General features: G+C 44.0%; 22 protein-coding genes, 2 tRNA genes and 1 pseudogene. 13 read left to right on the forward strand and 12 right to left on the reverse strand.

Features of this window, described 5'->3' with window-relative positions:
• Positions 1–23 precede the first annotated feature (23 nt).
• The 3 genes and pseudogenes from B3S86_RS14600 (at position 24) to B3S86_RS14610 (ending at position 4,174) form a co-directional block, all read left to right on the forward strand.
• Positions 24–2,342: a YhgE/Pip domain-containing protein gene (locus tag B3S86_RS14600; protein ID WP_290754080.1), complete on the forward strand. Its 2,319-nt coding sequence runs from the start codon at positions 24–26 to the stop codon at positions 2,340–2,342.
• Positions 2,329–2,883 (forward strand): TetR/AcrR family transcriptional regulator, encoded by a 555-nt coding sequence (locus B3S86_RS14605; protein WP_035412451.1) that lies wholly within the window; start codon positions 2,329–2,331, stop codon positions 2,881–2,883. The genes B3S86_RS14600 and B3S86_RS14605 overlap by 14 nt, the downstream gene beginning before the upstream one ends.
• Before the next feature lie 110 nt (positions 2,884–2,993).
• Positions 2,994–4,174, forward strand: a pseudogene (locus B3S86_RS14610) (IS3 family transposase).
• A gap of 34 nt (positions 4,175–4,208) precedes the next feature.
• On the opposite strand, the gene B3S86_RS14615 reads toward B3S86_RS14610, so the two are convergent.
• Positions 4,209–4,847 (reverse strand): sterol desaturase family protein, encoded by a 639-nt coding sequence (locus B3S86_RS14615; RefSeq protein ID WP_290754084.1) that lies wholly within the window; start codon positions 4,845–4,847, stop codon positions 4,209–4,211.
• 124 nt (positions 4,848–4,971) lie between these two features.
• Here B3S86_RS14615 and B3S86_RS14620 point away from each other — a divergent pair, with 124 nt between their 5' ends.
• Complete coding sequence (locus B3S86_RS14620; protein ID WP_290754087.1) at positions 4,972–5,250, forward strand: hypothetical protein; 279 nt, start codon at positions 4,972–4,974, stop codon at positions 5,248–5,250.
• A gap of 36 nt (positions 5,251–5,286) precedes the next feature.
• Here B3S86_RS14620 and B3S86_RS14625 read toward each other — a convergent pair whose 3' ends face one another.
• A complete protein-coding gene (locus B3S86_RS14625; protein ID WP_290754090.1) occupies positions 5,287–6,021 on the reverse strand; it encodes a metallophosphoesterase family protein in 735 nt (244 codons plus the stop codon).
• Between the two features lie 362 nt (positions 6,022–6,383).
• On the opposite strand from B3S86_RS14625, the gene B3S86_RS14630 reads away from it, so the two are divergent.
• Complete coding sequence (locus B3S86_RS14630; protein ID WP_035412440.1) at positions 6,384–7,406, forward strand: PTS transporter subunit IIC; 1,023 nt, start codon at positions 6,384–6,386, stop codon at positions 7,404–7,406.
• Between the two features lie 98 nt (positions 7,407–7,504).
• Here the strand turns inward: B3S86_RS14630 and B3S86_RS14635 are convergent.
• Positions 7,505–7,577: transfer RNA gene (locus tag B3S86_RS14635), tRNA-Val, on the reverse strand.
• 184 nt (positions 7,578–7,761) lie between these two features.
• On the opposite strand from B3S86_RS14635, the gene B3S86_RS14640 reads away from it, so the two are divergent.
• The gene (locus tag B3S86_RS14640; RefSeq protein WP_290754095.1) at positions 7,762–10,902 is read left to right on the forward strand and encodes an efflux RND transporter permease subunit; all 3,141 of its coding nucleotides are present in this window, start codon (positions 7,762–7,764) and stop codon (positions 10,900–10,902) included.
• A gap of 200 nt (positions 10,903–11,102) precedes the next feature.
• Here B3S86_RS14640 and B3S86_RS14645 read toward each other — a convergent pair whose 3' ends face one another.
• Positions 11,103–11,930: a D-alanyl-D-alanine carboxypeptidase family protein gene (locus tag B3S86_RS14645; RefSeq protein ID WP_290754098.1), complete on the reverse strand. Its 828-nt coding sequence runs from the start codon at positions 11,928–11,930 to the stop codon at positions 11,103–11,105.
• Positions 11,931–12,143: 213 nt separating this feature from the next.
• On the opposite strand from B3S86_RS14645, the gene B3S86_RS14650 reads away from it, so the two are divergent.
• Complete coding sequence (locus B3S86_RS14650; RefSeq protein WP_290754101.1) at positions 12,144–12,689, forward strand: methyltransferase family protein; 546 nt, start codon at positions 12,144–12,146, stop codon at positions 12,687–12,689.
• Positions 12,690–12,706: 17 nt separating this feature from the next.
• Positions 12,707–14,194 carry a phytoene desaturase family protein gene (locus tag B3S86_RS14655; protein WP_290754104.1) on the forward strand — a complete coding sequence of 496 codons (1,488 nt, stop codon included), beginning with the start codon at positions 12,707–12,709 and terminating at the stop codon, positions 14,192–14,194.
• A 34-nt stretch (positions 14,195–14,228) separates the two neighbouring features.
• Here the strand turns inward: B3S86_RS14655 and B3S86_RS14660 are convergent, their stop codons facing one another.
• From B3S86_RS14660 to B3S86_RS14670, 3 genes are read right to left on the reverse strand one after another with little or no spacing between them, the layout of a single operon-like run.
• Positions 14,229–14,819, reverse strand: a complete 591-nt coding sequence (locus B3S86_RS14660) for a histidine phosphatase family protein (RefSeq protein ID WP_290754106.1) — start codon at positions 14,817–14,819, stop codon at positions 14,229–14,231.
• A 16-nt stretch (positions 14,820–14,835) separates the two neighbouring features.
• Entirely contained in the window at positions 14,836–15,486 is a 651-nt protein-coding gene (locus B3S86_RS14665) for a response regulator transcription factor (protein ID WP_290754109.1), read from the reverse strand.
• A gap of 1 nt (position 15,487) precedes the next feature.
• A complete protein-coding gene (locus B3S86_RS14670; RefSeq protein WP_290754112.1) occupies positions 15,488–16,837 on the reverse strand; it encodes a HAMP domain-containing sensor histidine kinase in 1,350 nt (449 codons plus the stop codon).
• 147 nt (positions 16,838–16,984) lie between these two features.
• Between B3S86_RS14670 and B3S86_RS14675 the strand changes: the two genes are divergently transcribed.
• Positions 16,985–17,536, forward strand: a complete 552-nt coding sequence (locus tag B3S86_RS14675) for a YdhK family protein (protein ID WP_133208512.1) — start codon at positions 16,985–16,987, stop codon at positions 17,534–17,536.
• Between the two features lie 45 nt (positions 17,537–17,581).
• Here B3S86_RS14675 and B3S86_RS14680 read toward each other — a convergent pair.
• Positions 17,582–17,654: transfer RNA gene (locus B3S86_RS14680), tRNA-Val, on the reverse strand.
• 139 nt (positions 17,655–17,793) lie between these two features.
• The gene (locus B3S86_RS14685) at positions 17,794–18,420 is read right to left on the reverse strand and encodes a nitroreductase family protein (RefSeq protein ID WP_290754115.1); all 627 of its coding nucleotides are present in this window, start codon (positions 18,418–18,420) and stop codon (positions 17,794–17,796) included.
• 185 nt (positions 18,421–18,605) lie between these two features.
• Between B3S86_RS14685 and yhfH the strand changes: the two genes are divergently transcribed.
• The 4 genes from yhfH (at position 18,606) to B3S86_RS14705 (ending at position 21,449) form a co-directional block, all read left to right on the forward strand.
• Positions 18,606–18,752: a protein YhfH gene (yhfH, locus tag B3S86_RS14690; protein WP_064505459.1), complete on the forward strand. Its 147-nt coding sequence runs from the start codon at positions 18,606–18,608 to the stop codon at positions 18,750–18,752.
• A gap of 191 nt (positions 18,753–18,943) precedes the next feature.
• Positions 18,944–19,789, forward strand: a complete 846-nt coding sequence (locus B3S86_RS14695; protein ID WP_290754118.1) for a polysaccharide deacetylase family protein — start codon at positions 18,944–18,946, stop codon at positions 19,787–19,789.
• Between the two features lie 15 nt (positions 19,790–19,804).
• On the forward strand, positions 19,805–20,446 hold the full coding sequence (locus B3S86_RS14700) for a YkyA family protein (RefSeq protein WP_290754121.1): 642 nt from the start codon (positions 19,805–19,807) through the stop codon (positions 20,444–20,446).
• A gap of 100 nt (positions 20,447–20,546) precedes the next feature.
• Entirely contained in the window at positions 20,547–21,449 is a 903-nt protein-coding gene (locus tag B3S86_RS14705) for an EamA family transporter (protein WP_290754124.1), read from the forward strand.
• A 21-nt stretch (positions 21,450–21,470) separates the two neighbouring features.
• Here the strand turns inward: B3S86_RS14705 and nagE are convergent, their stop codons facing one another.
• The 3 genes from nagE to B3S86_RS14720 all read right to left on the reverse strand — a co-directional run bounded on the left by nagE (position 21,471) and on the right by B3S86_RS14720 (position 24,746).
• Positions 21,471–22,979, reverse strand: coding sequence for an N-acetylglucosamine-specific PTS transporter subunit IIBC (nagE, locus tag B3S86_RS14710; protein WP_035412415.1), 1,509 nt, complete (start codon positions 22,977–22,979; stop codon positions 21,471–21,473).
• Positions 22,980–23,191: 212 nt separating this feature from the next.
• Complete coding sequence (locus B3S86_RS14715) at positions 23,192–23,389, reverse strand: CsbD family protein (protein WP_035412412.1); 198 nt, start codon at positions 23,387–23,389, stop codon at positions 23,192–23,194.
• 154 nt (positions 23,390–23,543) lie between these two features.
• The gene (locus B3S86_RS14720; RefSeq protein WP_023467138.1) at positions 23,544–24,746 is read right to left on the reverse strand and encodes an ornithine--oxo-acid transaminase; all 1,203 of its coding nucleotides are present in this window, start codon (positions 24,744–24,746) and stop codon (positions 23,544–23,546) included.
• Positions 24,747–24,790 lie beyond the last annotated feature (44 nt).

Raw genomic sequence — 24,790 nt, forward strand, 5'->3', positions numbered from 1 at the left:
TTTTAGAAAGGGGATTTGTATTTATGTTTCGCTCAGAATGGAAGAAATTGAAGAGTCCGATGATGATCGTCGTTATTCTCGCCCTCATCCTCGTACCGTTTCTTTACAACTCCATCTTCTTATCTGCATTCTGGGACCCGTACGGTCGTACAGAAGATATTAAGGTAGCTATCGTCAACGAAGATCAGGCGACAAAGTTTAAAGGAGAGAAAGTCGACATCGGGGATCAATTCGTCGATAAACTCAAAAAAAATGATGATTTTGATTGGCAGTTCTTGTCTCAGGATAAGGCAGAGAAAGAATTGCGTGACGGAAAAGTCTACATGACAGTCGTCATTCCAAAGAATTTTTCTAAAAATGCAACGACACTACTCGATGATCACCCGAAGAAGATTGAGTTAGAATATTACTTGAATCCAGCGAAAAACTACTCGGGAACACAAATTTCGAGTACTGCCGCAAAACAGTTAAACGAAAAAATCCGAAAATCCGTTACGAAACAATATAGTAGTGCTATATTCGGTGCGTTAAAGAAAATCGCAAACGGAATGGAAAAAGCGTCGGACGGTTCCTCTAAACTCGAGGACGGTAACCATAAAACAGCGGATGGCGCTAGAACACTAGCAACAAATCTTGGAAAACTCGCAGATGGCAGTCTGACACTGTCCGAAAAACTCGGGGAAGCGAATCAAGGTTCTAAAAAACTGAGTGATGGTGTCACGACACTCGACGAAAAAACCACCCTCTTCGCTCAAAAAACGGGTGAGCTATCTTCTGGATTGAACACACTCGATGAAAACGGTGGCAAGTTACAGGCAGGTGCCGCGCAACTTCAAGAAGGCGCAACAAAACTCAGCGGTGGCTCAACACAGGTACGCCAAGGGGCAGAACAACTGGCTGCGGGTACTGCTCAGCTTAATGAAAAAATTCCTCAGTTGACGGACGGATTAAATCAACTGGATGAAAAAGCACAAGCTGCGAATGCCTTTTTAACACAACTCAATCAAGATGCTGAACAGGCGAAACAGGACTTACAGGCCCGTCGCGAAGCACTTGAAGCAAACGTCGCTCAACTAAAAGAAGTTATTTCTGCTTCTGAACAGTTATCAGATGAAGAAAAACAAACATTACTCGGTTCTATTGGTTCATTAGAAGAAAATATTCAAAGTCTTGCTGCCCAAGAAGGTGCAATTGATCAGAGTCTTGCTCAAGCAACAGAAGCAACGAAGAAAATCGGTCAACTCGCCGCAGGTGGTCAGCAAGTCCAGTCTGCTGTATCGCAACTAAACGCTGGACAATTGAAGCTCGTCGATGGTGCGAAACAAGTTGAGTCTGGCGCACAACAATTAGCTAGTGGACAACAGACGTTCAATGAAAAACTCGGTCAGTATACTGCGGGTGTGCATAAAGCCGCAACAGGCGGTGCCCAACTAGCTGACGGCGCGAACCAACTGTCAGATGGTACACATCAACTTCAAGCTGGGGCTAGCGCGTTGAATAACGGATTAGGACAATTGGCATCTGGTTCTTCTACGATTACAGATGGTATCGGCAAAACGACCGAGGGTGCTTCAAAAATCGCGGATGCCAACACGAAACTTGAAGATGGAGCTAAAACACTGAAGGATGAGCTCAGCAAAGGAGCTAAAGACGCGACGGTCAAGCCGACAAAAGAGCGGGATAATATGCTAGCAGAACCCGTCGTCTTAAAAGAACATGACTATTCGACTGTCAACAATTACGGTTCTGGTTTATCAGCTTATATCCTTAGTATTGCCTTGTTCGCAGGTGCCTTGATGTTCTCTTCGGTCTATCAGATTCGTCCCGAACATGGTGAGAGTCTGACATGGCGCTTCCTCGTCGGTAAATTATCACTTATCTTACCGATTGGCGCATTACAAGGTGTCGCAGCGGCCACAGCAATCGTTTATGTGCTGGATGCTGATGTCGCGAGTGTCCCTGCGCTCTATGGATTCGCTGCCTTGACAGGTATGACGTTCATTACCATTCTGTTCACGCTCGCGATGCTACTCGGTCGCGTCGGACAGTTCCTTGCCTTCTTACTACTCCTTCTTCAAATCGGTGGTAGTGGTGGAACGTTCCCTGTCGAAATGACGCCAGGGTTCTTCCAAGCGATTCACGCTTTCTTACCGATGACATATTCGGTCGGTGGATTCCGCGAAGCGCTTGGACTCGGTGTGACGGATGCCCTCGTATCCAATAGTCAAGTCCTTGCGATCATATTAGTCGTCGCATTAATCATCAGCTTCGTTGGAGGGCTCGGAGCCAAACGGATTCTACTCTCAACGAAAGCGAGACGAAAACAACATGACACAGTCTGATAAAGAAACTTTGATACTCGACTCAGCAATGGCTTGCTTTTCAGAACTCGGTTATAAGGGAACGACGATCGAGCGTGTCGCCCGACGCGCTCATGTCGGAAAACCAACCGTCTATCAATTGTTCGAAAGTAAACTCAATCTGTTTGAATCACTCGTAACACGTGTGTTGCAAGAGATGAAAGAAGAAGCAGAACGCGCTTACGTCGAACAGGCGACCGTAGAAGAAAATAAACAAGCAATGATCGACGCCATCGTCTATCATCAGCAACAACACTTATTCATTCTTCAAATCATCGAAGAAACACGCAACTTAAAATTACAAGAGATGCAGGAATTACGGATGCGGATTGAACGACATGTCGTCGAATATATCAAGACATTACTTGAGACTCGTCTTGGTCAAGACGATCGCGACATACCGGTCGATGTCACGGCCTTCCTGATCTTTCGAACGTATATCGCGTTGATCGCCGAATGGCCATCGATTGCGCGTCCACTTGAACTCGATACGATTCGACGTGCCATGTTGCGCGTTCTGTGAATAAAAAACCGCTGATCAATGGATTGGGCTAACCTAAAATTTTGAGACAATATAAAACACCTTCGGAGTGGTACACTTTTAAAAAGTACTAACATCGGAGATGTTTTTGCATGGGCAAAAACGTATATTCAAGTGAAGTGAAATGGGCAGTAGTAAAAGATAAGCTGAATGGTAAGTTAACGACGAAAGAGATTATGGAGAAGTACGGAATCAAAAATGAATCTCAAATTAAAACATGGATGAGATGGTATCGCGCTAACGAACATTATCGATTTGATCAGCCGATTGGAAAACAATATACCTATGGACATGGTCCAGATTCTGCAAGTGAGGATGATAAGAGAGAACGACAAATGTCTCATCTGAAGATGGAAAACGAAATTGAAGATGGAAAACGAAATCTTAAAAAAGTACATGGAGATCGAAAGAGAGTTGAGAAAGAAGTAGTCATAAAAATTGTAGAGTTTCTTCGGGGAAGTATACAATCACCGCTATTCTTAGCGTTTTGAATGTACCGAGAGCAAACTATTACCGTTGGATTAAAGAATCTGTGAAAGCACCCTCGGTGCTCGAAAAAGCATCATTGGACTAAGTAAGCAGACGAAGTATCGGAACGGACATCGAAAAATAAAGGCATTATTACAGCAAATTTATCAGTTGAAAGCCAATCGGAATACCGTACAGAAAATCATGCAAAAACACCATCTCCAATGCCGGATCAAGCTGAAACGAAGATGGAAGTCTCAAGGTGAGCGCATCGTAACGGCACCGGATCTCATCAAGCGCGACTTCACAGCAAGTAAACCGAATCAGAAGTGGGTGACGGATATCACCTATATCCAATACGGCAGCACGACGAAATATCTTTCAACTATCATGGACTTATTCAATAACGAAATCATCGCCTACAAGTTATACGAGCATCAACAAATGCCTCTTGTGATCGATACGTTGAAGATAGCGCTTGAGAACCGAAACTATCCCGAAGGGGTCATCCTTCATTCGGACCAAGGCAGTGTCTATACGTCATATGCCTTTCAAGAATTCGTTAAGAGCAATCACCTAATAAGTAGCATGTCTCGTAGAGGAAACTGTTGGGACAACGCAGTTATTGAATCGTTCCATTCTAACTTTAAAGTCCAAGGAGTTCCAGTACGCCAAATTTAACTCGCTAAGAGACTATGAGGTCTCTGAACGCGTTATTAATTACTTAAACTACTATAACGAAGAACGAATCCAAGAAAAATTAGGCTACCTGACACCGAAAAGATACGGTGTACTGGCAGCCTAATCAAGGTGTTTTATATGTGTCTCATAGTGCTAGGTCAGTCTAGGATCGGCGGTTTTTTATTATCCAATTCTTTTTCTAAATCACGTGCCGTTTGGCTAGATAAGACTGTTTTTTCATCCTTCAGCGTTCCAAATAACCAATCTCCTACCGGATTGGATACACCGAACCAATAATGTTCATTTTTGAAGTGATGTAACAGATGCGTCTTTTTCATCCATTTCCCAAAGCGTGTTCTCGGCTTTAGCGGAACATGCGCCACATAATGCTTCCACTCGTAAACAAGTAACATGACGATCAATCCACTTGCAGCTGCAGCTGTCAATACGACAGACTGCGTCAGAAGATATGTCACCACCGCAAAAAATCCGAGATTCGGCAAGGAATACCATACTGGTAAAAATAACAGATGCAGTTCATTCGGATGCGCATGATGATCGTAATGGAGTCGTTTCAACAACTTTCGTCCGAACACGTTCTTCGGTGGTGATAGATGAAACAAAAAGCGATGGGTGAAATATTCACTAAAACTAAAGACGATCAATCCGATGCAAAAGAATAGCAACATGGACCAACTGAATGGTTGCGCGATGATATACCCACTTATTGCAATTAGTAATACAAGCATGATTAAAATATCTGGAAACAGAAAAAAACGGCGATACACATTTGACATGAATGTCCTCTCCTTTTCCTTCATTACAACGTTTAGTCGTACGTTCATCGATTCGTCACGTTTTTTCCTGCAAGACATATAGTCATCTTTGCTCCTTCCCTTATACTAAAAAAGGAATGGAGTGATGATCGTTTTGAGTTTATCGACCGGAATCATCTTTGTGTTACTCGCTTATACGCTTATGTCGCTTTACGACATGTGGCAGGTTTACCGGACAACGAGCAAGCTCTGGATATTTGTTTTATTTCTTGCAACACTGATCAGTATTGTTCTTGCCTTTTTCGTGGCCCCTGTCCTTGCACTATTCTTCTACTGGTCACGTCACTCGTTGAAACGAAATATCGGCATCCTATTACTGATTATCGTCTGTCTCGTCTCAATCATGACGAAACTGTCTGCTTGATCGACTTCCTTCATGAACTATTCATGAAGGTTTTTTTCATGATCTATTACCGAAGAAGAGACGACGCATCAATTCACGTTCCGGCATTTCTGTTGCATTGAGTACATTTAGAAATGGTCGATCATCATATGGAATCGTCAGAATCTCCGAACGTATTTGTCCTTTTTCTAAAGTGAGGATTGCTACTGGGGCAAGAGCTGTTTCCTGACACCCGACCGCTCCAGGGTTGATGTACAGCGTTTGATCCGTCTCAACTTGTTGTGCTGGATGGTGGTGACCAAAGCCAATGATTCGCGCCTCATTTCCGGAAAAAAGGACGGGTAAGTTTTCTTTCGTTCCATCCACTGCTGGCTTTAAGGGCTCCTCACCGATTTTCTTAGTCTGATCGGCATAGGCATAATGTGTCAGATACATCATTTGTTCCTGATGGGTGACATTCAATACACGCGGTAAACGCTCCAAATAACTCTGATTCTCCTGCGTCAATGAATCTGCAATCCATTGGTGATGCTCTTTCGCATGTTGGTAACTAGCGGGATAGACATCCCCATGAATCAAAGCAAGGACGCATTCATCATGGTTTCCTGAAATCGTCTGAATATCAGATCGCTGCCTTAACAAATTGATGACCTCATTATGTTCAGGTCCGATACCGACGAGATCACCGAGGCAATATATAGCATCGATGTCTGAAGACTGATCGAGATAGGACAACACGGCACGCAATGCTGAAGCATTCCCGTGAATATCTGTAAAAATCACTACTTTCATGTAAACGCCTCCATTGTTAGTACATTAGGATTTCCCGATGATAGCGTGAATTCCTATTAGATTTAGAGAAAAAATAAATTGTCAGAAAATATTGATTATTGATCAGAAGCATGTTAGGCTTAGAAAAATTCACAGAGAGGGGCACGATTGAATGATTCCGACGCAACAGCCATTTAACCAAGCCGGACGACTGATTATTCTATGCATGAGGGACTGAAAACTTTTCCGATGATGAAACGGAAATGATTTTTGGGCCCTCCTTTCGATGCATCGAATGAGGCGCCCGCACAGAATGAGTGGCGCCTATCCCAAAAATGGATAGGCTTTTTTCATGGCAAAAAATAGAGATAGATAGAGAGAGGATGACAACGTTGAAAGAATATGCGATGGATCGAATGGTAAAAGTATCAGCTGGAATGGCGAATGCCGTTCTTGTAACACTCGGTGTCGGACTCCTGATTGAGACGCTCGGCAATTTTTTACATATCCAAATGCTACTGACGATTGGCGGCGTCGCAAAAGTACTGCTTGCTCCTGCACTCGGTGCCGGTATCGCCTTTCAGCTCGGAGGAAACACACTTGTCCTGTTCAGCGCGATGATCGCAGCGACGATTGGTGGTGCTGCGCTTCAATCGACTGCTTCTGGACTCGTTCTTGCCCCCGGTCAGCCAATCAGTGCATTACTCGCAGCTGCGGTCGCTGTATATGTCGGAAAACGCATGACTGGAAAAACGAAATTTGACATGATGGTCATCCCGATGAGTGCTGTGCTTGCCGGTGGTATCACTGGTATCGGTGCTGCTGCCGTAACGACACCACTCCTTACAAAATTCAGCGCTATGATCACCGCTTCAGTCGAATCGTCTCCTATTGCTACATCTCTTGTCATTGCACTCATCTTTAGTGTCTTATTGATGTCTCCCGCTTCGTCCGCTGCACTCGCTATCGCTTTGCAGCTTGATCCTGTAGCAAGTGCCGCTGCACTCATTGGCTGTTCCGCTCAATTCGTTGGCTTCACATTGATGGCATATCGTCAGACGGATCCCGGTGGTTTGATTGCTTCTTTCTTTGTCACACCTAAAGTACAATTCCCGAATATCGTTAAAAATCCACGTCTTGTCGTTGCACCGTTTCTCGCAGCGATGATTTCAGCTCCTGTAGCGACGCTTCTTCTCTCTTTGAAAGTACCATATGAACTCGCTGGACTCGGTTTAAATTCGATGATTGCGCCACTCAATATCTTCGTCAACCAAGGTCCTCAGGCGTTCCTTATCTTCTTCTTGACTGGTGTCGTTTTACCTGGCGTCTTGACACTCGTCTTCTATCGATTGACGACTGTCGCAGGCTGGACGAAGCGTGGCGATCTTCATCTCGAAATCCAATAAAATAATATCTCTACCTTCCAACTATTCCTGATTGATTTCGGGAATAGTTTTTTTAATGCAAAAAAAAATCGTTCCTTCGAAAAGGAACGATTTCGGTATGATTCTGACTGGGCTCGAACCAGCGACCTCTACCCTGTCAAGGTAGCGCTCTCCCAGCTGAGCTACAGAATCATGCTGTGTTGTTACTGGGTATATTTTTATTATAGCAGCATATCGAAAGGTGTAAAGCCTTTTTAACAAAAAAAATTATCTTTTTTCAAAAAGATCTTTTTGAATAAAACAGTTTTAAAGTTGCGGGTTCTATGAGTGTCCTCTACTATGTAAATAAGCACATATAAACGAAAGGAGTGTTCATATGAACTTTTTAACCCGATTCAGTTTAAAGAATTCGGTGGCTGTTTTCATCATCGCCATTCTTTTAGTTTTAGGAGGCGTCTATTCTTTCTCGAAATTAAAAGTCGATCAGTTCCCAGAAATCGAATTTCCTCAAATCTCTGTTGAAGCAGTATATCCTGGTGCTTCGCCCGACGATGTCGATAAACAAGTCGTCTCGAAGCTTGAAACTGCTTTGAAAGGAATCGAAGGAGCTACTAAGCTGACAAGCTCTTCTTATGAAAGCATCGGTATCTTAAACATCGAATTCCCGTTCGATACTGATATGGATAAAGTCGAACAACAGATTGATGCTGCAATCCAAGATGCGAATCTACCAGAGGAAGCAACAACGAAATTAAATCGTCTGTCCTTTGGATCGTTCCCAATCTATAATATCTCTTTCTTTAGTAAGGATGGTAAAGACATCGAAAAAATCCTCAAGGACGATATCGAACCTGAACTTAATAAGATTCCAGGAATCAATAGCGTTTCCGTTGGTGGCTACAAAGATGATCTCGTTCAAATCACCGTCGATAATCAGAAAGCAACAGAAGCAGGACTCTCGCTCTCAAGTATCAAGGAACAAATCAACGGAAAGTATGTCTCGTTCCCATCTGGTCAGCTATCAGAAAACGATTCAAAAATACCGATTCGCGTTGAGGAAAAACTAGAAAATCTAGATAAACTAAAAAATCTACAATTGACACCCGTTGCAGGTGCGACTAGTTCAGCTAGTAGCGATCAAACAGGTGGTTCATCTGCTGGCGGTCCACCACAAGGTGCAACACAAGGACCACTAAGTACAACAGGTGGAGCAGCTACAGATCAGGCGTCTGAACCTGCAGAACCGATTCGTCTAGAAGATATTGCAAAAATCGAAGCAGTCTCGCAACAAAGCGAAAAAACACGTTACGATTTAAAAGATTCCTTATCGATGGCAATCACGAAAAAACAAGATGCCAATACGGTCGAAATCGCAGATGAAGTCACGAAGATCCTTAATAAATATGACGATCAAGTCGACTATACGATTGGGATCGATTCAGCGAAGGATATCGAGGAATCCGTCGCGACACTCGTCAAAGAAGGATTACTTGGTGCCCTCTTTGCCTCTCTCGCTGTACTCTTGTTCTTACGAAATATTCGCGCAACGATTATTGCCATCGTCTCGATTCCTTTATCGTTACTCATTGCTGCTATCTTCTTGAACTGGCAAGATATTTCTCTGAACATCATGACACTTGGCGGGATGGCCGTTGCGGTCGGTCGTGTCGTTGATGATAGTATCGTCGTTATCGAGAACATCTTCCGGCGTGTTCGAAAATCCGAATCCGGTATGACGGATGAGATCATCGAACAATCGACAAAAGAGATTTTAAAAGCAATCACGTCATCGACGCTAACGACCGTCGTCGTCTTCCTGCCAATCGGATTCGTCGGTGGAATCACTGGTAAGTTCTTCTTACCGTTTGCTTTGACAATTATTTTCTCATTACTTGCTTCACTACTCGTTGCGATCACGATCGTACCGATTCTTGCGAAATTTGCCTTTAAGAAGGTTCCAGCAGAAGAAAAAGAAGGTGCTCTTCAACGGTGGTATGGCAAGCTGATTGAAAAGTCACTCTCGCATAAGGCGACGATCTTAATTGTATCGTTCATTCTTCTCGGCGGTTCTCTAGCGATCGTTCCACGTCTCGGCTTTACGTTCATTCCGAACGAAGCCTCAAAGACACTAACGGCATCGCTTGAACTTCCGGCTGCCACATCGCTCGAGAAAACGAGCGACGTCTCATTTGAGATGGAAAAGATGTTTGATAAAGAACAAGCAATCGCTGACGTCACGACGTCTGTCGGAGCACGAGACTTTACGACAGGCTTACGTCTCGATAATAAAGCAAGTTATTTCTTGAACCTGAAGGACGGCGCGAACGTTGAGCAAACGATCAAATCACTTGAGACACAGATGGAGGACATCGCTCAAGAGGAAAACGTCAATGTCAAAATCAGCGTAGCTGAATTATCAACAGGTGGTCCTCCGTCGAACAACAACGTCGATGTCGACCTGTTCTCGAACGATCTCGAAGCGCTTCAAAAAGCTGCGAAATTAGTCGAGGATAATATGTCCAAAAATAGTGATTTAAAATATATCACAAACAACTTCAGCGAAAAACAAAAGCAATTCCTCGTTGAAATCGATCCTGAAAAAGCAAGTGATCGTGGACTATCCGGCTTTCAGATCCTCGGGACCGTCAATGATCAAACGAAGCCTGTTACTGTTGGCACGTTGAATCTTGATAATAAAGATCAAGACGTACAATTGTCTTATGAAAAAGGACTCGTTTCGAAGAAAGATCTCGAAGACGTCCAACTGTTCTCAGCAAACGGTCCTGTTGCTCTAAAAGATGTCGCGACCGTCAAAGAAGTTGAGACCTTCACATCAATTCAGAAGCTCGACGGAAAAGTATATGCTCGCGTTTCCGGACAAGTTAAAGGAGACGACGTACAAAACGTTTCTAATGCTGTAAAAACAGAGGTCGAAAAAATTAATTTACCAGACGGTGTCTCGTTGACAAGTGGTGGTGGGAATGATGATACAGTCGAAATCTTCCAGTCCCTCGGAATCGCGATTGTCGTTGCAATCGGGCTTGTTTACCTGACGATGCTGATCACGTTCGGAAAAGCACGAATTCCGTTCATCATCTTGTCTTCACTGATTTTTGTTCCAATCGGTTCACTCGTCACGCTCTTCTTTGCAAATGAACCATTATCGGTCAGTGTCATGATCGGCTTCTTGATGTTAATTGGTATCGTCACCACGAATGCCATCGTTCTCGTCGACCGTATTGGTCAAAACGTTGGTCGTGGTATGCCAATTCGCGAATCATTGATTGAAGCGGGTAAAACACGATTGCGTCCAATCCTGATGACCGCATTCGCAACGATCATGGCATTGGTACCACTCGCATTAACAACTTCTTCAGGGACATTGATCTCAAAAGGTCTCGCCCTAACAGTTATTGGGGGGTTAACGACATCTACGTTGTTAACACTCATCATTGTTCCAGTCGTCTATGAACTGTTCTTCTTCAAAAAAGCGAAAAAAGAACGAACAACCAATTAAGTGAACATCAAAAAAGCCCATCGCTTGGATTGCGATGGGCTTTTTATAGTGTGAGGCTTATGATTCCAACGGTTCATCCGTCTGCTCCAATGTACCGTCATGTTCAGCTACCAATCAGCATGCCGGTCATTGTCAAACAGTCCATCTCTTTCATTCAAGACGAATAATAGATGAATCCAACACCCTCTATTTATCATGTTTTAAGATGTCGAAGTCTTTACTGGTTTCCAAGGAGCAAGATGAAAATACTCTTCCATTGTCAACCCACTGAGTTTCAGGCGAGCAGCAAGCGTCGCCCCTACATAACGGTAGTGCCAGCTTTCATACGTATAACCTGTCCACGATTCTTTACCAGATGGATAACGAAGATGGAAACCATACCGGTGCGCATTCGCGAACAGCCATTTCGCCTCTTTCGTCTTCGCAAAACTGAACATCGCGTATTTAGAAGAATCTGCTCCCCCTATATCAAAAGCGAGTCCTGTCTGATGTTCGCTTTTTCCTGGCTCCGCACTATAAGTACTCGCTTTTTCATATCCATCTCGCGCGACATATTTATCAAACAATGCCTTTTGGTAAGCGTACGAACGGTATGTACTAAATGCGACCAGCGTAATCCCCTCTTTTTTTGCTGCCAAGCGCATTTTCTCAAAAGCTGCACGCGCTTGCTGATTCTCTCCAGGAGCGTACGTCGAACGGAGTGCTAAGTTCTTATTCGCGATGAGTGTCTTGCCAATACGTTTCCCACCGATTTGTTCATCAGTCAACAGATATTTCGTACTTACATAGCCAATCTTCGTTCCGTACTGTATTTTGGACCACGTACCGATTTTTGATAGTTCTGTTACATAAATCCCTGTCGGAATGACTGCAATACTCGGTTGCTCGACTGATGTCCCTTGACGTAAATGAAGGGATGTCTTGGCTTGACGATAAGAAGAAGTCGCCGCCTCAGCTTCTGATATATAAGTCGACGTACAGGCTACCGTCAATGCCAATGTCGTGATGAGTGTCTTGATGTATTTCATGAATCGTGTATCTCCTTTATGCATGAGGATCTGCATCCATATTTTAGATTAGAATACCATTATTTTTTTCAAACAGGGTTCATTCGGAATGCTTGTCATGAAAATGAAGTATTTCTGAAGTTTTCTAAATGTAGCTTAAGGGTGAATTGCAATGGGTAAATAACGTTGAATGCGCTTTCGAAACAAGTTCTGAAACAGAAAGGAGGAGTGTACGTGACATTGTGGGAATGGATCTTCAGCATTGGTAGCGTCTGTTGGATCAGTGAAATGATTCGTTTTCGGAATCGATCCGATTCCCAGTCGCGCGCCGCAGAACAAGTAAGTTTTTATTTGATTTTCCTTGTCTTGAGTGGAACGATCGTCTGCTCTTTCCTCTTTGCGGACGAAAGTGTTTCTCCCTGGTTGCGCATCACTTCCTGCCTGCTGTTGTGGAGTGGAGTCGCTTTACGCCTTTGGGGAATTCTCCACTTAAAACAACAATTCACTCGTCACGTCGTCGTCGCAGCTGATGACAAGCTTGTCAGTAGTGGTCCTTATCGTTTCTTGCGCCATCCATTGTACAGTGGATTATTGTTGATCACGATCAGCTTTCCTCTGTTCACGGGACAAATGGTCCTATTCGCTTTCGCTGGAGTGCTCATGTTCTTTTTCCTACTCTATCGAATCCGGATCGAGGAAGCGATGTTGACAAAAGGTTTCGGACCTGCCTATACGATGTGGGCTGCAAAACGAAAACGTTTGATTCCATTCATCTATTAAAAGGAGAAGTGATCCATTTGAAGAAACGTGCAATCGTCATTGGAGCTGGTCTTGCCGGTATGTCTGCTGCCATTCGTTTAGCTGGAGATGGTTACGCAGTCACGATGCTTGAAAAAAATGCAAACGTCGGTGGGAAACTAAATCAGCGCAGCGGGAAAGGATTTACTTTTGATACTGGTCCATCGATTTTAACGATGCCTTGGGTACTCGAACAACTCTTCTCAAGTGTTCATCGTAACTTAGATGATTACTTAGAAATCGAACGCATTGAACCCCAATGGCGTACTTTTTTTGAAGATGGAACAAAAATCGACGTCAAAGGTGACTTACCTGGAATGCTTGAAGAAGTCGAGCAAATTTCGTCACGAGCGGATTTCGTCGAATTGTTCCGGTACTCAAAACAAATGTATGACTTATGTCTCGACAGCTTTTATAAATACAGTCTCGAAGATTTAAAGGACTTAAAAAAATACCATACGATGTCTGATTTATTAAAGATGGACCCGATGAACACCGTCGCGACCGGAACAAAAAAACACCTCAATAATCCGTATCTCGAACAGCTGTTCAACTACATGGTCATGTATGTCGGTTCCAACCCTTATCAAGCGCCAGCCGTCTTCAATCAAATGATTTATGTACAGATGGGGCTTGGCATCTATTATGTTAAAGGCGGGATGTATCAAATCGCGCGTGCTATGAAACGATTGCTTGACGAGCTCCGCGTCACGGTGCATCTCAACTCACCGGTTGAACAAATCGTCCTTGAAAATAAAAAAGCAGTTGGTGTCCTTTCGAATGGTACGTTCCATGCAGCCGACATCGTCGTCTCAAATCTTGAGGTCATCCCGACTTACGAACGAATCGTACCTGAGAAAAAAGCCCGGAAGCAGGCAAAAAAATTACAGGCATCGTTTGCTCCCTCTGTTTCTGGACTCGTATTATTACTTGGTGTGAACCGTGAGTATAGTGGACTAGCACATCACAACTTCTTTTTCTCAGAAAATCCAGAGCGCGAATTCGCTCAAATGTTCAAAGAAGGAACGCCTCCTGAGGATCCGACGATTTATGTCGGGGTTTCGTCGAAATCTGATGCTTCGCAAGCGCCCGATGGAAAAGATAATCTGTTCGTCTTGACGCATGTCCCTCCTCTAACACTCCAAAAAGGTGAGGTCGACTGGGATGCGTACCGTGAAGTCGTTCTCGATAAACTGGAGCGGATGGGACTTCATGGACTTCGAGAATCGATCGAGTTTGAATATCGCTTTACCCCAGAAGATTTGAAGGAATTATACGGTCCAAACGGTGGATCGATTTATGGTGTCGCAGCCGATCGGAAGAAAAATGGTGGATTCAAGATTCCATCGAAGAGTGACTTGTACGAAGGACTTTATTTCGTCGGTGGTTCGACACACCCAGGCGGCGGTGTACCGATGGTCACATTGTCCGGTCAACTGACGGCTGACTTGATCCGAAAACATGAAGGTGCTGTTCCTACACCTTAAGATTTCTCCAATTACAAAAGAGACGGAAACTGATTCACGCATCAGTTCCGTCTCTTTTGTAATTTGTATTCGTCAAAAGTGGTACGACGTGAATGTCCGCCTTTTCTCCTGATTTCACATCCATTCGACATACGGCTGGCATCGATAAGGACTTCCAAAATGCGTAATCGAATGTCGGATCAAATGTTTCTAAGAGTAGCACCATGATATTTCCATGTGTTCCAAGAACGACTGTTTCGTCAGGATGCTTCTCCACTAGTTCGTCGATGAATGGTCGAATGCGTTGCGACGCTTCGTTGTTCGTTTCGCCTCCATACGGATTTTCATTCGGATGTTGCCATACATATGTGACCGCTCCTTGAAAATCGTCAAGCTCTCCCGGTGCCAACAATCGCTCTCGTAGTTCCTCTACCTCAATGATTGGTTGTTGACGTGCCTCCGCGAGCGGTGCAATCGTCTCGATTGCCCGTCGATACGGGCTGCTGTAGAATCTGTCGATTGGAATTTCTTGAAAGGTTTCAAGTAAACGTATCGCATCTGCCTGTCCTGTATCGGAAAGTGGACGTGCTTTCTCATCTGTTGAGTATGTCGAATGTGCGTGCCGTACGAAATAGAGTGTCGTCATGTTTTGAATTTCCCCTTTATTGGTGTGTCCAGCGGTATCCGATTCCGCGAACTGTTTCCAGATGCTGTTCAATCGGAAAACCGCAAACACGTAGTTTTTCTCTTAAATGTCTGATATGCGAGTCGATCGTCCGCTCGTCTACAGCCGCTTCCGCTCCCCATAACATCGTCGTTAGTTGATCGCGCGTCCAAACACGTCGTGGAGAATCTAAAAATACACCTAACAACTCAAACTCCGTCTTCGTTAACGAAATCTTTTGTTGGAGGTAACTACAACGATAGCTTTCCCGGTCATAGGATAGACCATCGTACTGTTGCTGTAATAAAACTTCCATTCGTCCGATCAGTTCCCCTTCTTGAATCGGTTTTGATATGTAATCATTCGCTCCTACTTCTCGTGTCCGAATGATGTCTTCCCGTTGATTCCGCGCCGTAACCATTAAGATCGGGATGTTAGAGTGTTCTCGAATGAGACGACAACATGTCCAGCCATCCATATCCGGCATCATGACATCTAGTAAAATCAGGTCGAATACGCGCTGACGGCAGAGATCAAGAGCTTGTTGCGCAGAATCCACAAGCTGACACGTGTACCCATACGGCTGAATATACAGTTTGAGCAGTTCAAGCATTCTTGGTTCATCATCTACGATCAATACATGCGGCATTTTATTTCTCCTTCCACTGCAGTGTCACTTGTGTTCCATGTCCAAGTTGACTCTTGATGTTCAATTCTGCTCCATGTGTCTGAGCAATTGCTTCAACGATGGAGAGTCCGATTCCAGTTCCTCCATGTTTTCGAGAACGAGATGCTTCCGTTCGGTAGAGCCGTTTCGTTACATGAGGTAAAGATTCTGCAGCGATCCCTTCTCCTGTATCTTCGATTTGAATGAAAACTCCTACTGCGTTGACACCATAACGAACGATGATTTTTCCCGACGTCGTATGTCGCCGTGCATTTTCAATGATATTCACGATCATCTGACGGAGCTGCTGAGCGTCACCCATCACTTCTATTCGCTCACCTTCTATCTCGAACGAAACATTTTCTTGTTCGATGTCTAAACGCATCAATCGTATCACTTGATGAATCAAGTCTTCGACATCGACAGGTTTTCGTTCCATCATAAAAGCATTGGCATCAATGCGTGCTAACCAAAATAATTGCTCAATCCATTCATTCATTTGCTGACTTTCTTCTCGAATGATCGTAATGTAGCGTTGTTGCTCATCCGGCGTCAACGTTTGACGTTCGAGAATGTCCGCGTATCCCTTTATATATGTCAATGGTGTTCGTAGTTCATGAGATACGCTTGCTAAAAATTCGGATCGTTCCCGATTCAAAAAATCGAGATCTTGTTTTAATTGCTGAATCGAACGCGCCAATTGTCCCAGTTCGTCTTGTCGATCAATCGGCAACGCTCCATCTTCCCCATCTAATAGACGTGCCGTCGCTTTTTCCATTTGAACCAGCGGACGAGAGATGAGCCGGGTCGTCCAAATGCTTGCCGCACCTGCTAATAAAAGTGCGAGCAGACCCACTTGGAAAAACTGCTGTTTCAACGGATCAAGTACGTGATCCACGATTGCTTTAGAAGCGAACATGAAGACATGACCCCGATGTTTCCCGTCGATGGTAATGGGACTGTCCGTCATTAAAAAGTCACGCATCGTCACGATTTTTCCTTGTTGACGGTAATCAAAATCCGTATGCTCTAACATGCTCTTCATCTCATTCGACAAAGGTCGTGACGCTTCAAGTTGTTTTCCATCTGCATCAGTGATCACCACAGTAAACGATGAATCTGCTTCCATCATGCTGACATGGCGCATCGTCGTTTGGTCATAGGAATCGACAAGGACATCACGGTGTGTATTTCCTCGGTTCAGTAAACCGTCCACTACTTCCTGCGTTCGTGTTTGAGACAACTGATAATACAATGTCCCGAACAACACACTGCCACAAATTAAAAATGCCGCAAGAACGATTCCTCCGACCGAGTATGAAATACGACGCATGACGATTCCTCCTTTTTCTCTCCACTTTTAGTATAGCTAAAAAAATCGCGATCGATGCAGACAAACGAAACTGTCACCTCATCTGCACACGATTTGCATATACGCTGGGTATAGTAAAGAAGACTAGTGACTTCAGGAGGATTATATATGAAAAAATCATTGACATTAACCGCACTTGCTCTTAGTTCTACGCTTTGGCTCGGTGCATGTGGATCCGCCAATAACGATGGAAGTAATAGTGACTCACACGACATGTCTCATGGAGATATGATGCATTCGAGCGACGGAAAGCTACCATCCGGTTTAAAGGAAGCCAGTGATCCGACTTATCCGAAAGGAAGCAACGTCACGTTGACGACGGATCATATGGACGGTATGGACGGAGCTAAAGCAACGATTGCGGGAGCTTACGATACCGTCGTCTATGCGATCAGTTACAAACCGACTACTGGTGGAAAGATGGTGAAAAATCATAAATGGGTCATTCAGGAAGAACTCGATCCCGTTCCAACTAAGCCACTGCAAGTTGGTGATGAAACGACTGTCAAGGCAGATCATATGAAAGGTATGGATGGAGCTAAAGCGACGATTGATGAAGTAAAGGAAACGACTGTCTACATGGTGAACTATGAACCAACGGACGGTGGAGAGATGGTGAAAAATCATAAATGGGTCACCGAGGATGAGATAAAGAAATAATAAAAAAGCCCGCTTTTCCTATAAAGGAGAAGCGGGTTTTCGGTATGATTCTGACTGGGCTCGAACCAGCGACCTCTACCCTGTCAAGGTAGCGCTCTCCCAGCTGAGCTACAGAATCATGTTTGCAGTACGTTATGTACTTGCTAGGACATGTATTAATATATCAAGAAACTAAAAGGCTGACAAGTCTTTTTCTGAAAAAAAATAAAAAAATTAAAATGGAGGAATTGAACCCCGCTTCCTCCATTTTGAATGACTTACAGGAAGGTCGACACTTGATCGATCGGTAAACGTAGTGCCGGACGCTTTTTCGCATCTTCGACCGCTTTTCCGATAGCAATCAACATGACCGGTACATACCGTGACTCGGTGATGAACGTTTCCGCAAAACGTTGATGATCAAATCCACCCATTGCGAGTGTTGATAATCCACGCGCTTCTGCCGCAAGCATCAATTGCATCGCAGCAAGGCTCGCATTCGACATAGCCGCGTCGCGCCCATAGGCTTCACTTTGATAAGCGCCTTCTACCTGTGCCTTGATCGAATCAAACAGATCCTCTGTCATGCCACCTGCTTCTACTGCCGGACCGTACACCGGATTGTAGTTTCGATTAGCTTGAACATCACCTAAGATCGCAATGACTGCTGAAGCCGAAGTGATAGCCGGCTGATTGTATGCGATCGGTGCAAGCTGTTGCTTCGCTTCTTCTGAATGGAAGACCGTGAAATGCCAGTGTTGCAAATTCCAAGCACTCGGCGCCGCTGTCGTCCATTCTAATAGTTCTTCCACTTCCTGTTTTGAAAGTTTGAACGTTTCGTCGTAATGACGAACGGAACGTCTTTCTGTTAAGACACGCATTGTATCAAGTGTTGCCTGTGTCATGTGTAAATCCCCCTTATTATTATCAGATTACTTAGATATCGTAGCATGTCTCTTTTTTATTGTCCTCTATCAATACTTCAAACGAATTTACTGTTATAAAACAATAGTTGACATTAAACTTCTGTACTAATACAATAAAAACAAGAAAAAGACCATTGCGTTTATTTTGAAGGAGGAAAAAACACATGGAACAACCCCTTTACCAAGAAGCATCTGCTGCATTCTATCGTGAGCTTCCCGTCAAGACGTGTGCCCATTGCGGAAAAGAGATGGATGAACAATGTGAATCCTATCAAACGGAATGCGATGAGTGTGCTGTAACAGAACACTAATAACACATGAAACAATCACTTATTCAGTGGTTGTTTTTTTATTTCTTACAAACTTCTTCTAAATAAATCGATATTTTTTAGAAAAATCGATTTTTCGTCATCTTTTTGTCATCTGTTTGTTACAAAAGAAACAGTCAGAATGTTACATTATCTGTATATGATATTTTTGACAAAAGGAGCGACAGACAACGATGGATCCATTTACCTCAAGCCACGCTAGCGAACTCGGTCCACGACCGCGGACAAAAAAAAGAAAGTTTTTCCCTCGGTTCTTCTTACTTCTCACACTTGTCTTTCTCGGAGTTGGGGGATATGTCGCTTATCGATACGTATTTACTCCTGAACAACAATCCATTACGACAGGTAAATCCATTACTGAAGTCCCTGTCGTCAATATGGAAAAAGCACGCGTGGAAAAATGGAATGGTGTGACGAAAAAAGTCGCTTATTTAACATTCGAGGATGGTCCATCCGCATTAACACCGGACTTACTTCGAACATTGGATCAACTTCAGACTCGTGCCACTTTCTTTTATCTCGGAACACAAATAGATGCTTTTCCGCAAGAAGTTAAAGCTGCTGCGAAAGCCGGACATTACATCGGCTTACACGGGGAAACACACGATTACGATACATTGTACAAAAAAGGAAAGTATGTCTCAGAGATGCAAAGTGTTCAGAAGAAAATCCATGAGTTGACGAAGCTAACACCACATTTGACACGACCACCTTATGGCTCTGATCCAGGCATCACGAAAAAGATGGCATCTGCCATTCACGCTGCAGACTTCCGAGTATGGGACTGGTCGATCGATTCAATGGACTGGTATTACAAAGATAGTGCAAAAGAAGTGGCTAATACGGTCATTCGGCGAGCAGAGCGTCCATTTGAAATCATTCTCTTGCATGAACAACCACAAGCTATCAAGGCCCTTCCGGCCATTGTTGCCGGACTTCAAAAAAAGGGCTATCAGTTCGCGATTTATGATGAAGATTTCCATATTCCGTACAACTTCGTGCAATACTCGAATTTATAAGGAGTTACTATCTAGATGAAAAAATCATTCGTAGCAGTACTATTCCTGTCGAGCTTCGGACTCGCTGCCTGCTCCAACGATTCACCAGCCTCTCTTCATGAACAGCTAGAGCAACAAGTCAAAGGTGAAGAAAAGGCATTCATGCTAGCTGATCAACGTGCTCGTAAGGACGAAATTTCAGTTAATACGTACCAAGCCGTTCTTGATGCAGGTGCTGAAGAAATCAAACGCTCTCAAAATGAACGGGAGGAACTAGAAGCCTTAAATGATGAACGGCTTGCTTTATTGAAACAAGAAGAAACGTTACGTAAGGAAACGTACGCTGAACTTGATCTTGAAGAATTGAAGGATGCTGTAAACAAACTTGATGGTAAAGCAAAAACGGAAGGAACTGCCTTAGTGGCAATCATCAAGGAACGCCAGCAGACGTTTCAAACGTTCTCGAAAACGTATCGACAAGCGATGGACGCTGAAAAGAGAGTGCTTTCACGCTTGACTAAAAAACCGGATTTCGTTAAGATTGATGAGTCAACAGCGGATTTAAATCGTTTAACACGGAAAGCTACCGCGTCATTAAAGAAGTGGAACACGCTGACCGTTCAGTACAACCAAACGAAAACCCGGCTGTATCGTTTGCTCGACACATCAACTCAATAAATCACACAGGTTGCAACCAAACCCTGTCCAAAAAACCTGGACAAGGCCCCGTTGCAACCTTTTTTGTGTGGTTTTTACTAAAAATGGAGGGAAATTATTCATGCATCGCTCAAAAGCAACCTTATTCGTTCTCATTGGCGCTATCAGTTATGGTGTCCTCTCAACGATCGTCAAACTCGCTTATGCAGCTGGATTTAACTCAGCAGCCGTTTCTGGAAGTCAATTTTTCTTCGGTTGGCTGATGATTTTCAGTCTTGCCTTATTTACGAAAAATCTTCGTCTCGATCTTAAGACAGCTGGTCTTCTCATGTTGATCGGTATCTCTAGTGGTACAACTGGTTATCTGTACTATCAAAGTCTTCAGACCGTATCGGCATCCGTTGCAATCATTCTCTTATTCCAATTCACTTGGATCGGTGTCATCATCGATGCGCTCGCATTCAGACGTTTACCATCTCGCGCGCATTTCCTGTCTGCGATTCTGTTGATTGGCGGAGCCATTCTTGCGAGTGCCGCTTACTCGAGTCCACTTGACTTCCGTGGAACATTATTCGGTCTTGGAGCGGCTGTCAGCTTCTCAATTTTCTTACTCGCTAGTGGACGCATCGCCAATCATTTACCCGTCATCAAGAAGAGTTTTTACATGATGACAGGTGGTCTTGCTTTCGTCATGACGATGTATCCACCGACGACGTTCTTATCCTCTGCGAACTTCGAAAATGGACTTCTGTTATACGCGATTCCGCTTGGTCTGTTCGCGTTAATTTTACCACCGCTCTTATTTGCTGCGGGCGCGCCTCACCTCTCCCCAGCAAGCGTTTCTTTGCTTGGAGCAGCTGAACTACCGACAGCGGTCATCTGTTCCGTGTTAATTTTAGGTGAACATCTGATGAGCTCTCAATGGATTGGGATCGTCATCATCTTGATTGGAATCTTTTATCCGATCTATCGCTCGAGCAAAACAGCACCTGTTGCGAGCGTACAGCAAAACGACCTTTCCTGAGCTCAGGAAAGGTCGTTTTCTTTACTTCTGTCGTTTCATCGCATCTGCAACGAATTCGACATCTGTGCCAATGATGATTTGAACACTAGTCGCCCCCATCTTCATGACACCTTTTGCTCCAGCCGCTTTAATCGCTGCTTCATCAATGATGCTTGGATCCTTGACTTGAAGACGTAAACGTGTCGCACAGTTGTCAATCGACGTGACATTTTCTGTTCCTTTCAATCCAGCAAAAATTTGAGCTGCTTGTTGTTCATATTTATCGTCTGAGTCCGTCAAAACGACTCCCGTGTCTGTAACGAGCGATTCATCTTCACGACCTGGTGTCTTCAGATCGAATTTTGTGATCATGAAGTAGAACAGGAAGTAGTAGACGACCGCGAACGCGAGACCAACCGGGATGATCAACAATGGTTTTTTCGCAATCCCGAAGTTCAAGGCGTAATCAATGAAACCAGCCGAGAAGGAGAAGCCATGTAAAATACCGAGTAAGTTAACGATGGCCATCGATAGACCCGTTAGTACAGCATGGATGACGTATAAAACAGGTGACAAGAACATGAACGAGAACTCGATTGGTTCCGTAATTCCTGTCAGGAAGGATGTCAGTCCAAGACCAATCATCGCTCCAGCAACGGCTTTTCGATTTTCCTTACGCGCAGCCATGACGATGGCAAAGGCTGCAGCTGGCAAGGCAAACATCATGATCGGGAAGAAGCCAGCTTGATAAATCCCCGCTGTTGGATCTCCAGCGAAGAAACGCGCAATATCCCCGTTCGCTACCGTACCATCTGCTTTTTCGTATGAACCGAAAACAAACCAAAAAATATTATTTAAAACATGGTGCAAGCCGACAGGAATCAGGAGACGGTTAAAGAATCCAAACAAAGCAGCGCCTCCTGCGCCAAGACCGACCATCCATTCACCGGCACCGTTGATACCTTGCTCGATGAACGGCCAAACATAACCAAAGATGAAAGCAAGTACGAGCATGACAGCTGAGGTAATGATTGGAACAAAACGACGGCCTCCGAAGAATGCCAACCAATCCGGTAACTTAATATTGTAGAAGCGATTGTATAGAAGACCGGCAACGATACCCGCAATGATCCCACCGAATACTGCCATATTGACGGTTGAACCGAGCGTCGCCTGGTTCGCAATCGAACCAAGCGTCGCGCCATCGACCTTGGTCGAGGAATCATTGACGATCGCCGCAATCGCATCATATTTTGCTTGAATCTGTGCACTGGAATAATCCTTGTTCATCGAGTCGACGCCATTTTTTAAGACAAGATACCCGATGGCTCCGGCAAGACCCGCTGCCCCACTCGCATCAATCGATAGACCGATTGCGACACCAATGGCAAATATCAATGGAAGGTTATCAAAAATTGCCCCTCCTGCTGCTACCATCAATGGAATATCTAGCATATCCGCCGAACCTAATCGAAGTACGATTCCGGCAGCTGGTAATACTGCGATTGGTAACATCAAAGCCTTACCAATTCGTTGTAGAAACTGCAACATCCCTTTCACCCTTTCCTGAATAAAACGATAATGACAGAACAATGTAAACGCTTTTACGTTTTTAATTATTCCATATAAATATCTAAATGACTAGACCTTTATACAAATTATTCACTATCTTTTTTATTAGTATAAAAATTCATTATAGCAAACACTAAAAACCGGACTAGAGTAATCCTCCAGTCCGGTTTTTCTATTTAATTCCCACGGTCTTAACGACGAGTTGTATCTTCAAAATTTTGTTGAACGTTTCCTACGGTTTTCTTGGCGTCACCTTTTAATTGATCTTTTTTACCTTCGCGCTCTGTCGATTTATCTCCTGTTGCTTTACCGAGTGCTTCTTTTGCTTTACCCGCTACTTTATCAACAAGACCATCTGCTTTTTTATTGAGACCACTGTCATTTGACATAACCATTACCCCCATTTAAAAAGTTTTTTTTGCAATAGTTGTATGTTCCCGTATGACTGAATTTCAAACATTTCCTGTATCCATACCGACACTCATCCAAATAAAAATAACAGTGAACATCTTGTTCACTGTTATTCGATTTGAATGTATTCATTTACTGGGCGACGGAAACGCCTAACACTTGTTCAATCCGTTCGAACGCCCAATCCAACTCTTCTTTTGTGATGACAAGCGGTGGTGCAAAGCGAATGACTGTCTCGTGTGTTTCTTTACAGAGTAAGCCTTTCTCTTTCAACGCTTCGCAATATGGTCGAGCTGCTTCTGTTAGTTCAACACCAATGAACAATCCACGACCACGTACTTCTTTGATCATCGGGTTGTTAATTTGTTTTAATTTTTCCATGAAGTACGTACCGAGTTCGAGTGAACGTTCCGGTAACTTTTCGTCTTCTAATACTTCAAGTGAAGCAATCGATACGGCACAAGCGAGTGGATTACCACCGAATGTCGAGCCGTGTGAACCTGGATTGAAGACAGAAAGGACATCTTTATTCGCGGCAACACATGAGATTGGGAATACCCCACCACCCAGTGCTTTCCCAAGAATGTACATGTCTGGTGTTACCTCGTCCCAATCAGAAGCAAACCATTTACCGGAACGACCAAGTCCAGATTGAATCTCATCCGATACGAGCAAAACATTCTGCGCACGACAAACTTCTTGTGCATCTTTTAGGAAGCCATCATACGGAATTAAAATTCCTGCTTCGCCTTGAATCGGCTCCAAGATGAATGCCGCTGTATTTTCAGTGATTGCCTGTTTTAGTGCCTCCAGATCGCCGTATGGAATCGTCTTGATTCCAGGAAGAAGCGGTCCAAATCCTCGTTGATATTCTGCCTCCGTCGACATGGAGACGGCTGTCATCGTTCTACCGTGAAAGTTTCCTTCACAAACGATGATTTCAGCATCACCTGGGATTTGTTTCACTTCATATGCCCAGCGTCGTGCTGCTTTCACTGCCGTCTCAACAGCTTCCGCACCTGTATTCATCGGTAATACCATGTCTTTACCCGTCAATTGTGCTACTTTTTCATAGAAAAAGCCCAGTTGATCATTGTGGAAGGCACGTGACGTCAAAGTGATCTTATCCGCCTGTCGTTTTAGAGCTTCGATGATTTTCGGATGACGATGTCCTTGGTTGACAGCTGAGTAAGCACTCAACATATCCATGTAACGACGTCCTTCCGGATCCGTGACGAAGACACCTTCTGCTTCTGAAATGACGATCGGGAGTGGATGGTAGTTATGTGCTCCGAACTGTTCTGTCTGTTGAATGATTTTCTCTGTTTGATTCATCGAGATTCCCCCTTATAGCTCTTTAGAAAACGCTTTCAAAATCA

Source organism: Exiguobacterium sp. UBA3968, assembly GCF_002385115.1.
Taxonomy (GTDB): domain Bacteria; phylum Bacillota; class Bacilli; order Exiguobacteriales; family Exiguobacteriaceae; genus Exiguobacterium_A.

Coding starts and splice junctions, on each gene's coding strand:
- B3S86_RS14620 (WP_290754087.1), top strand. CDS start 4,972: ATGATCGTTTTGAGTTTATCGACCGGAATCATCTTTGTGTTACTCGCT.
- nagE (WP_035412415.1), bottom strand. CDS start 22,979: ATGTTGCAGTTTCTACAACGAATTGGTAAGGCTTTGATGTTACCAATC.
- B3S86_RS14695 (WP_290754118.1), top strand. CDS start 18,944: ATGGATCCATTTACCTCAAGCCACGCTAGCGAACTCGGTCCACGACCG.
- B3S86_RS14615 (WP_290754084.1), bottom strand. CDS start 4,847: ATGTCAAATGTGTATCGCCGTTTTTTTCTGTTTCCAGATATTTTAATC.
- B3S86_RS14670 (WP_290754112.1), bottom strand. CDS start 16,837: ATGCGTCGTATTTCATACTCGGTCGGAGGAATCGTTCTTGCGGCATTT.
- B3S86_RS14665 (WP_290754109.1), bottom strand. CDS start 15,486: ATGCCGCATGTATTGATCGTAGATGATGAACCAAGAATGCTTGAACTG.
- B3S86_RS14700 (WP_290754121.1), top strand. CDS start 19,805: ATGAAAAAATCATTCGTAGCAGTACTATTCCTGTCGAGCTTCGGACTC.
- B3S86_RS14625 (WP_290754090.1), bottom strand. CDS start 6,021: ATGAAAGTAGTGATTTTTACAGATATTCACGGGAATGCTTCAGCATTG.
- B3S86_RS14720 (WP_023467138.1), bottom strand. CDS start 24,746: ATGAATCAAACAGAGAAAATCATTCAACAGACAGAACAGTTCGGAGCA.
- B3S86_RS14715 (WP_035412412.1), bottom strand. CDS start 23,389: ATGTCAAATGACAGTGGTCTCAATAAAAAAGCAGATGGTCTTGTTGAT.
- B3S86_RS14600 (WP_290754080.1), top strand. CDS start 24: ATGTTTCGCTCAGAATGGAAGAAATTGAAGAGTCCGATGATGATCGTC.
- B3S86_RS14605 (WP_035412451.1), top strand. CDS start 2,329: ATGACACAGTCTGATAAAGAAACTTTGATACTCGACTCAGCAATGGCT.
- yhfH (WP_064505459.1), top strand. CDS start 18,606: ATGGAACAACCCCTTTACCAAGAAGCATCTGCTGCATTCTATCGTGAG.
- B3S86_RS14630 (WP_035412440.1), top strand. CDS start 6,384: ATGACAACGTTGAAAGAATATGCGATGGATCGAATGGTAAAAGTATCA.
- B3S86_RS14705 (WP_290754124.1), top strand. CDS start 20,547: ATGCATCGCTCAAAAGCAACCTTATTCGTTCTCATTGGCGCTATCAGT.
- B3S86_RS14685 (WP_290754115.1), bottom strand. CDS start 18,420: ATGACACAGGCAACACTTGATACAATGCGTGTCTTAACAGAAAGACGT.
- B3S86_RS14675 (WP_133208512.1), top strand. CDS start 16,985: ATGAAAAAATCATTGACATTAACCGCACTTGCTCTTAGTTCTACGCTT.
- B3S86_RS14660 (WP_290754106.1), bottom strand. CDS start 14,819: ATGACGACACTCTATTTCGTACGGCACGCACATTCGACATACTCAACA.
- B3S86_RS14645 (WP_290754098.1), bottom strand. CDS start 11,930: ATGAAATACATCAAGACACTCATCACGACATTGGCATTGACGGTAGCC.
- B3S86_RS14640 (WP_290754095.1), top strand. CDS start 7,762: ATGAACTTTTTAACCCGATTCAGTTTAAAGAATTCGGTGGCTGTTTTC.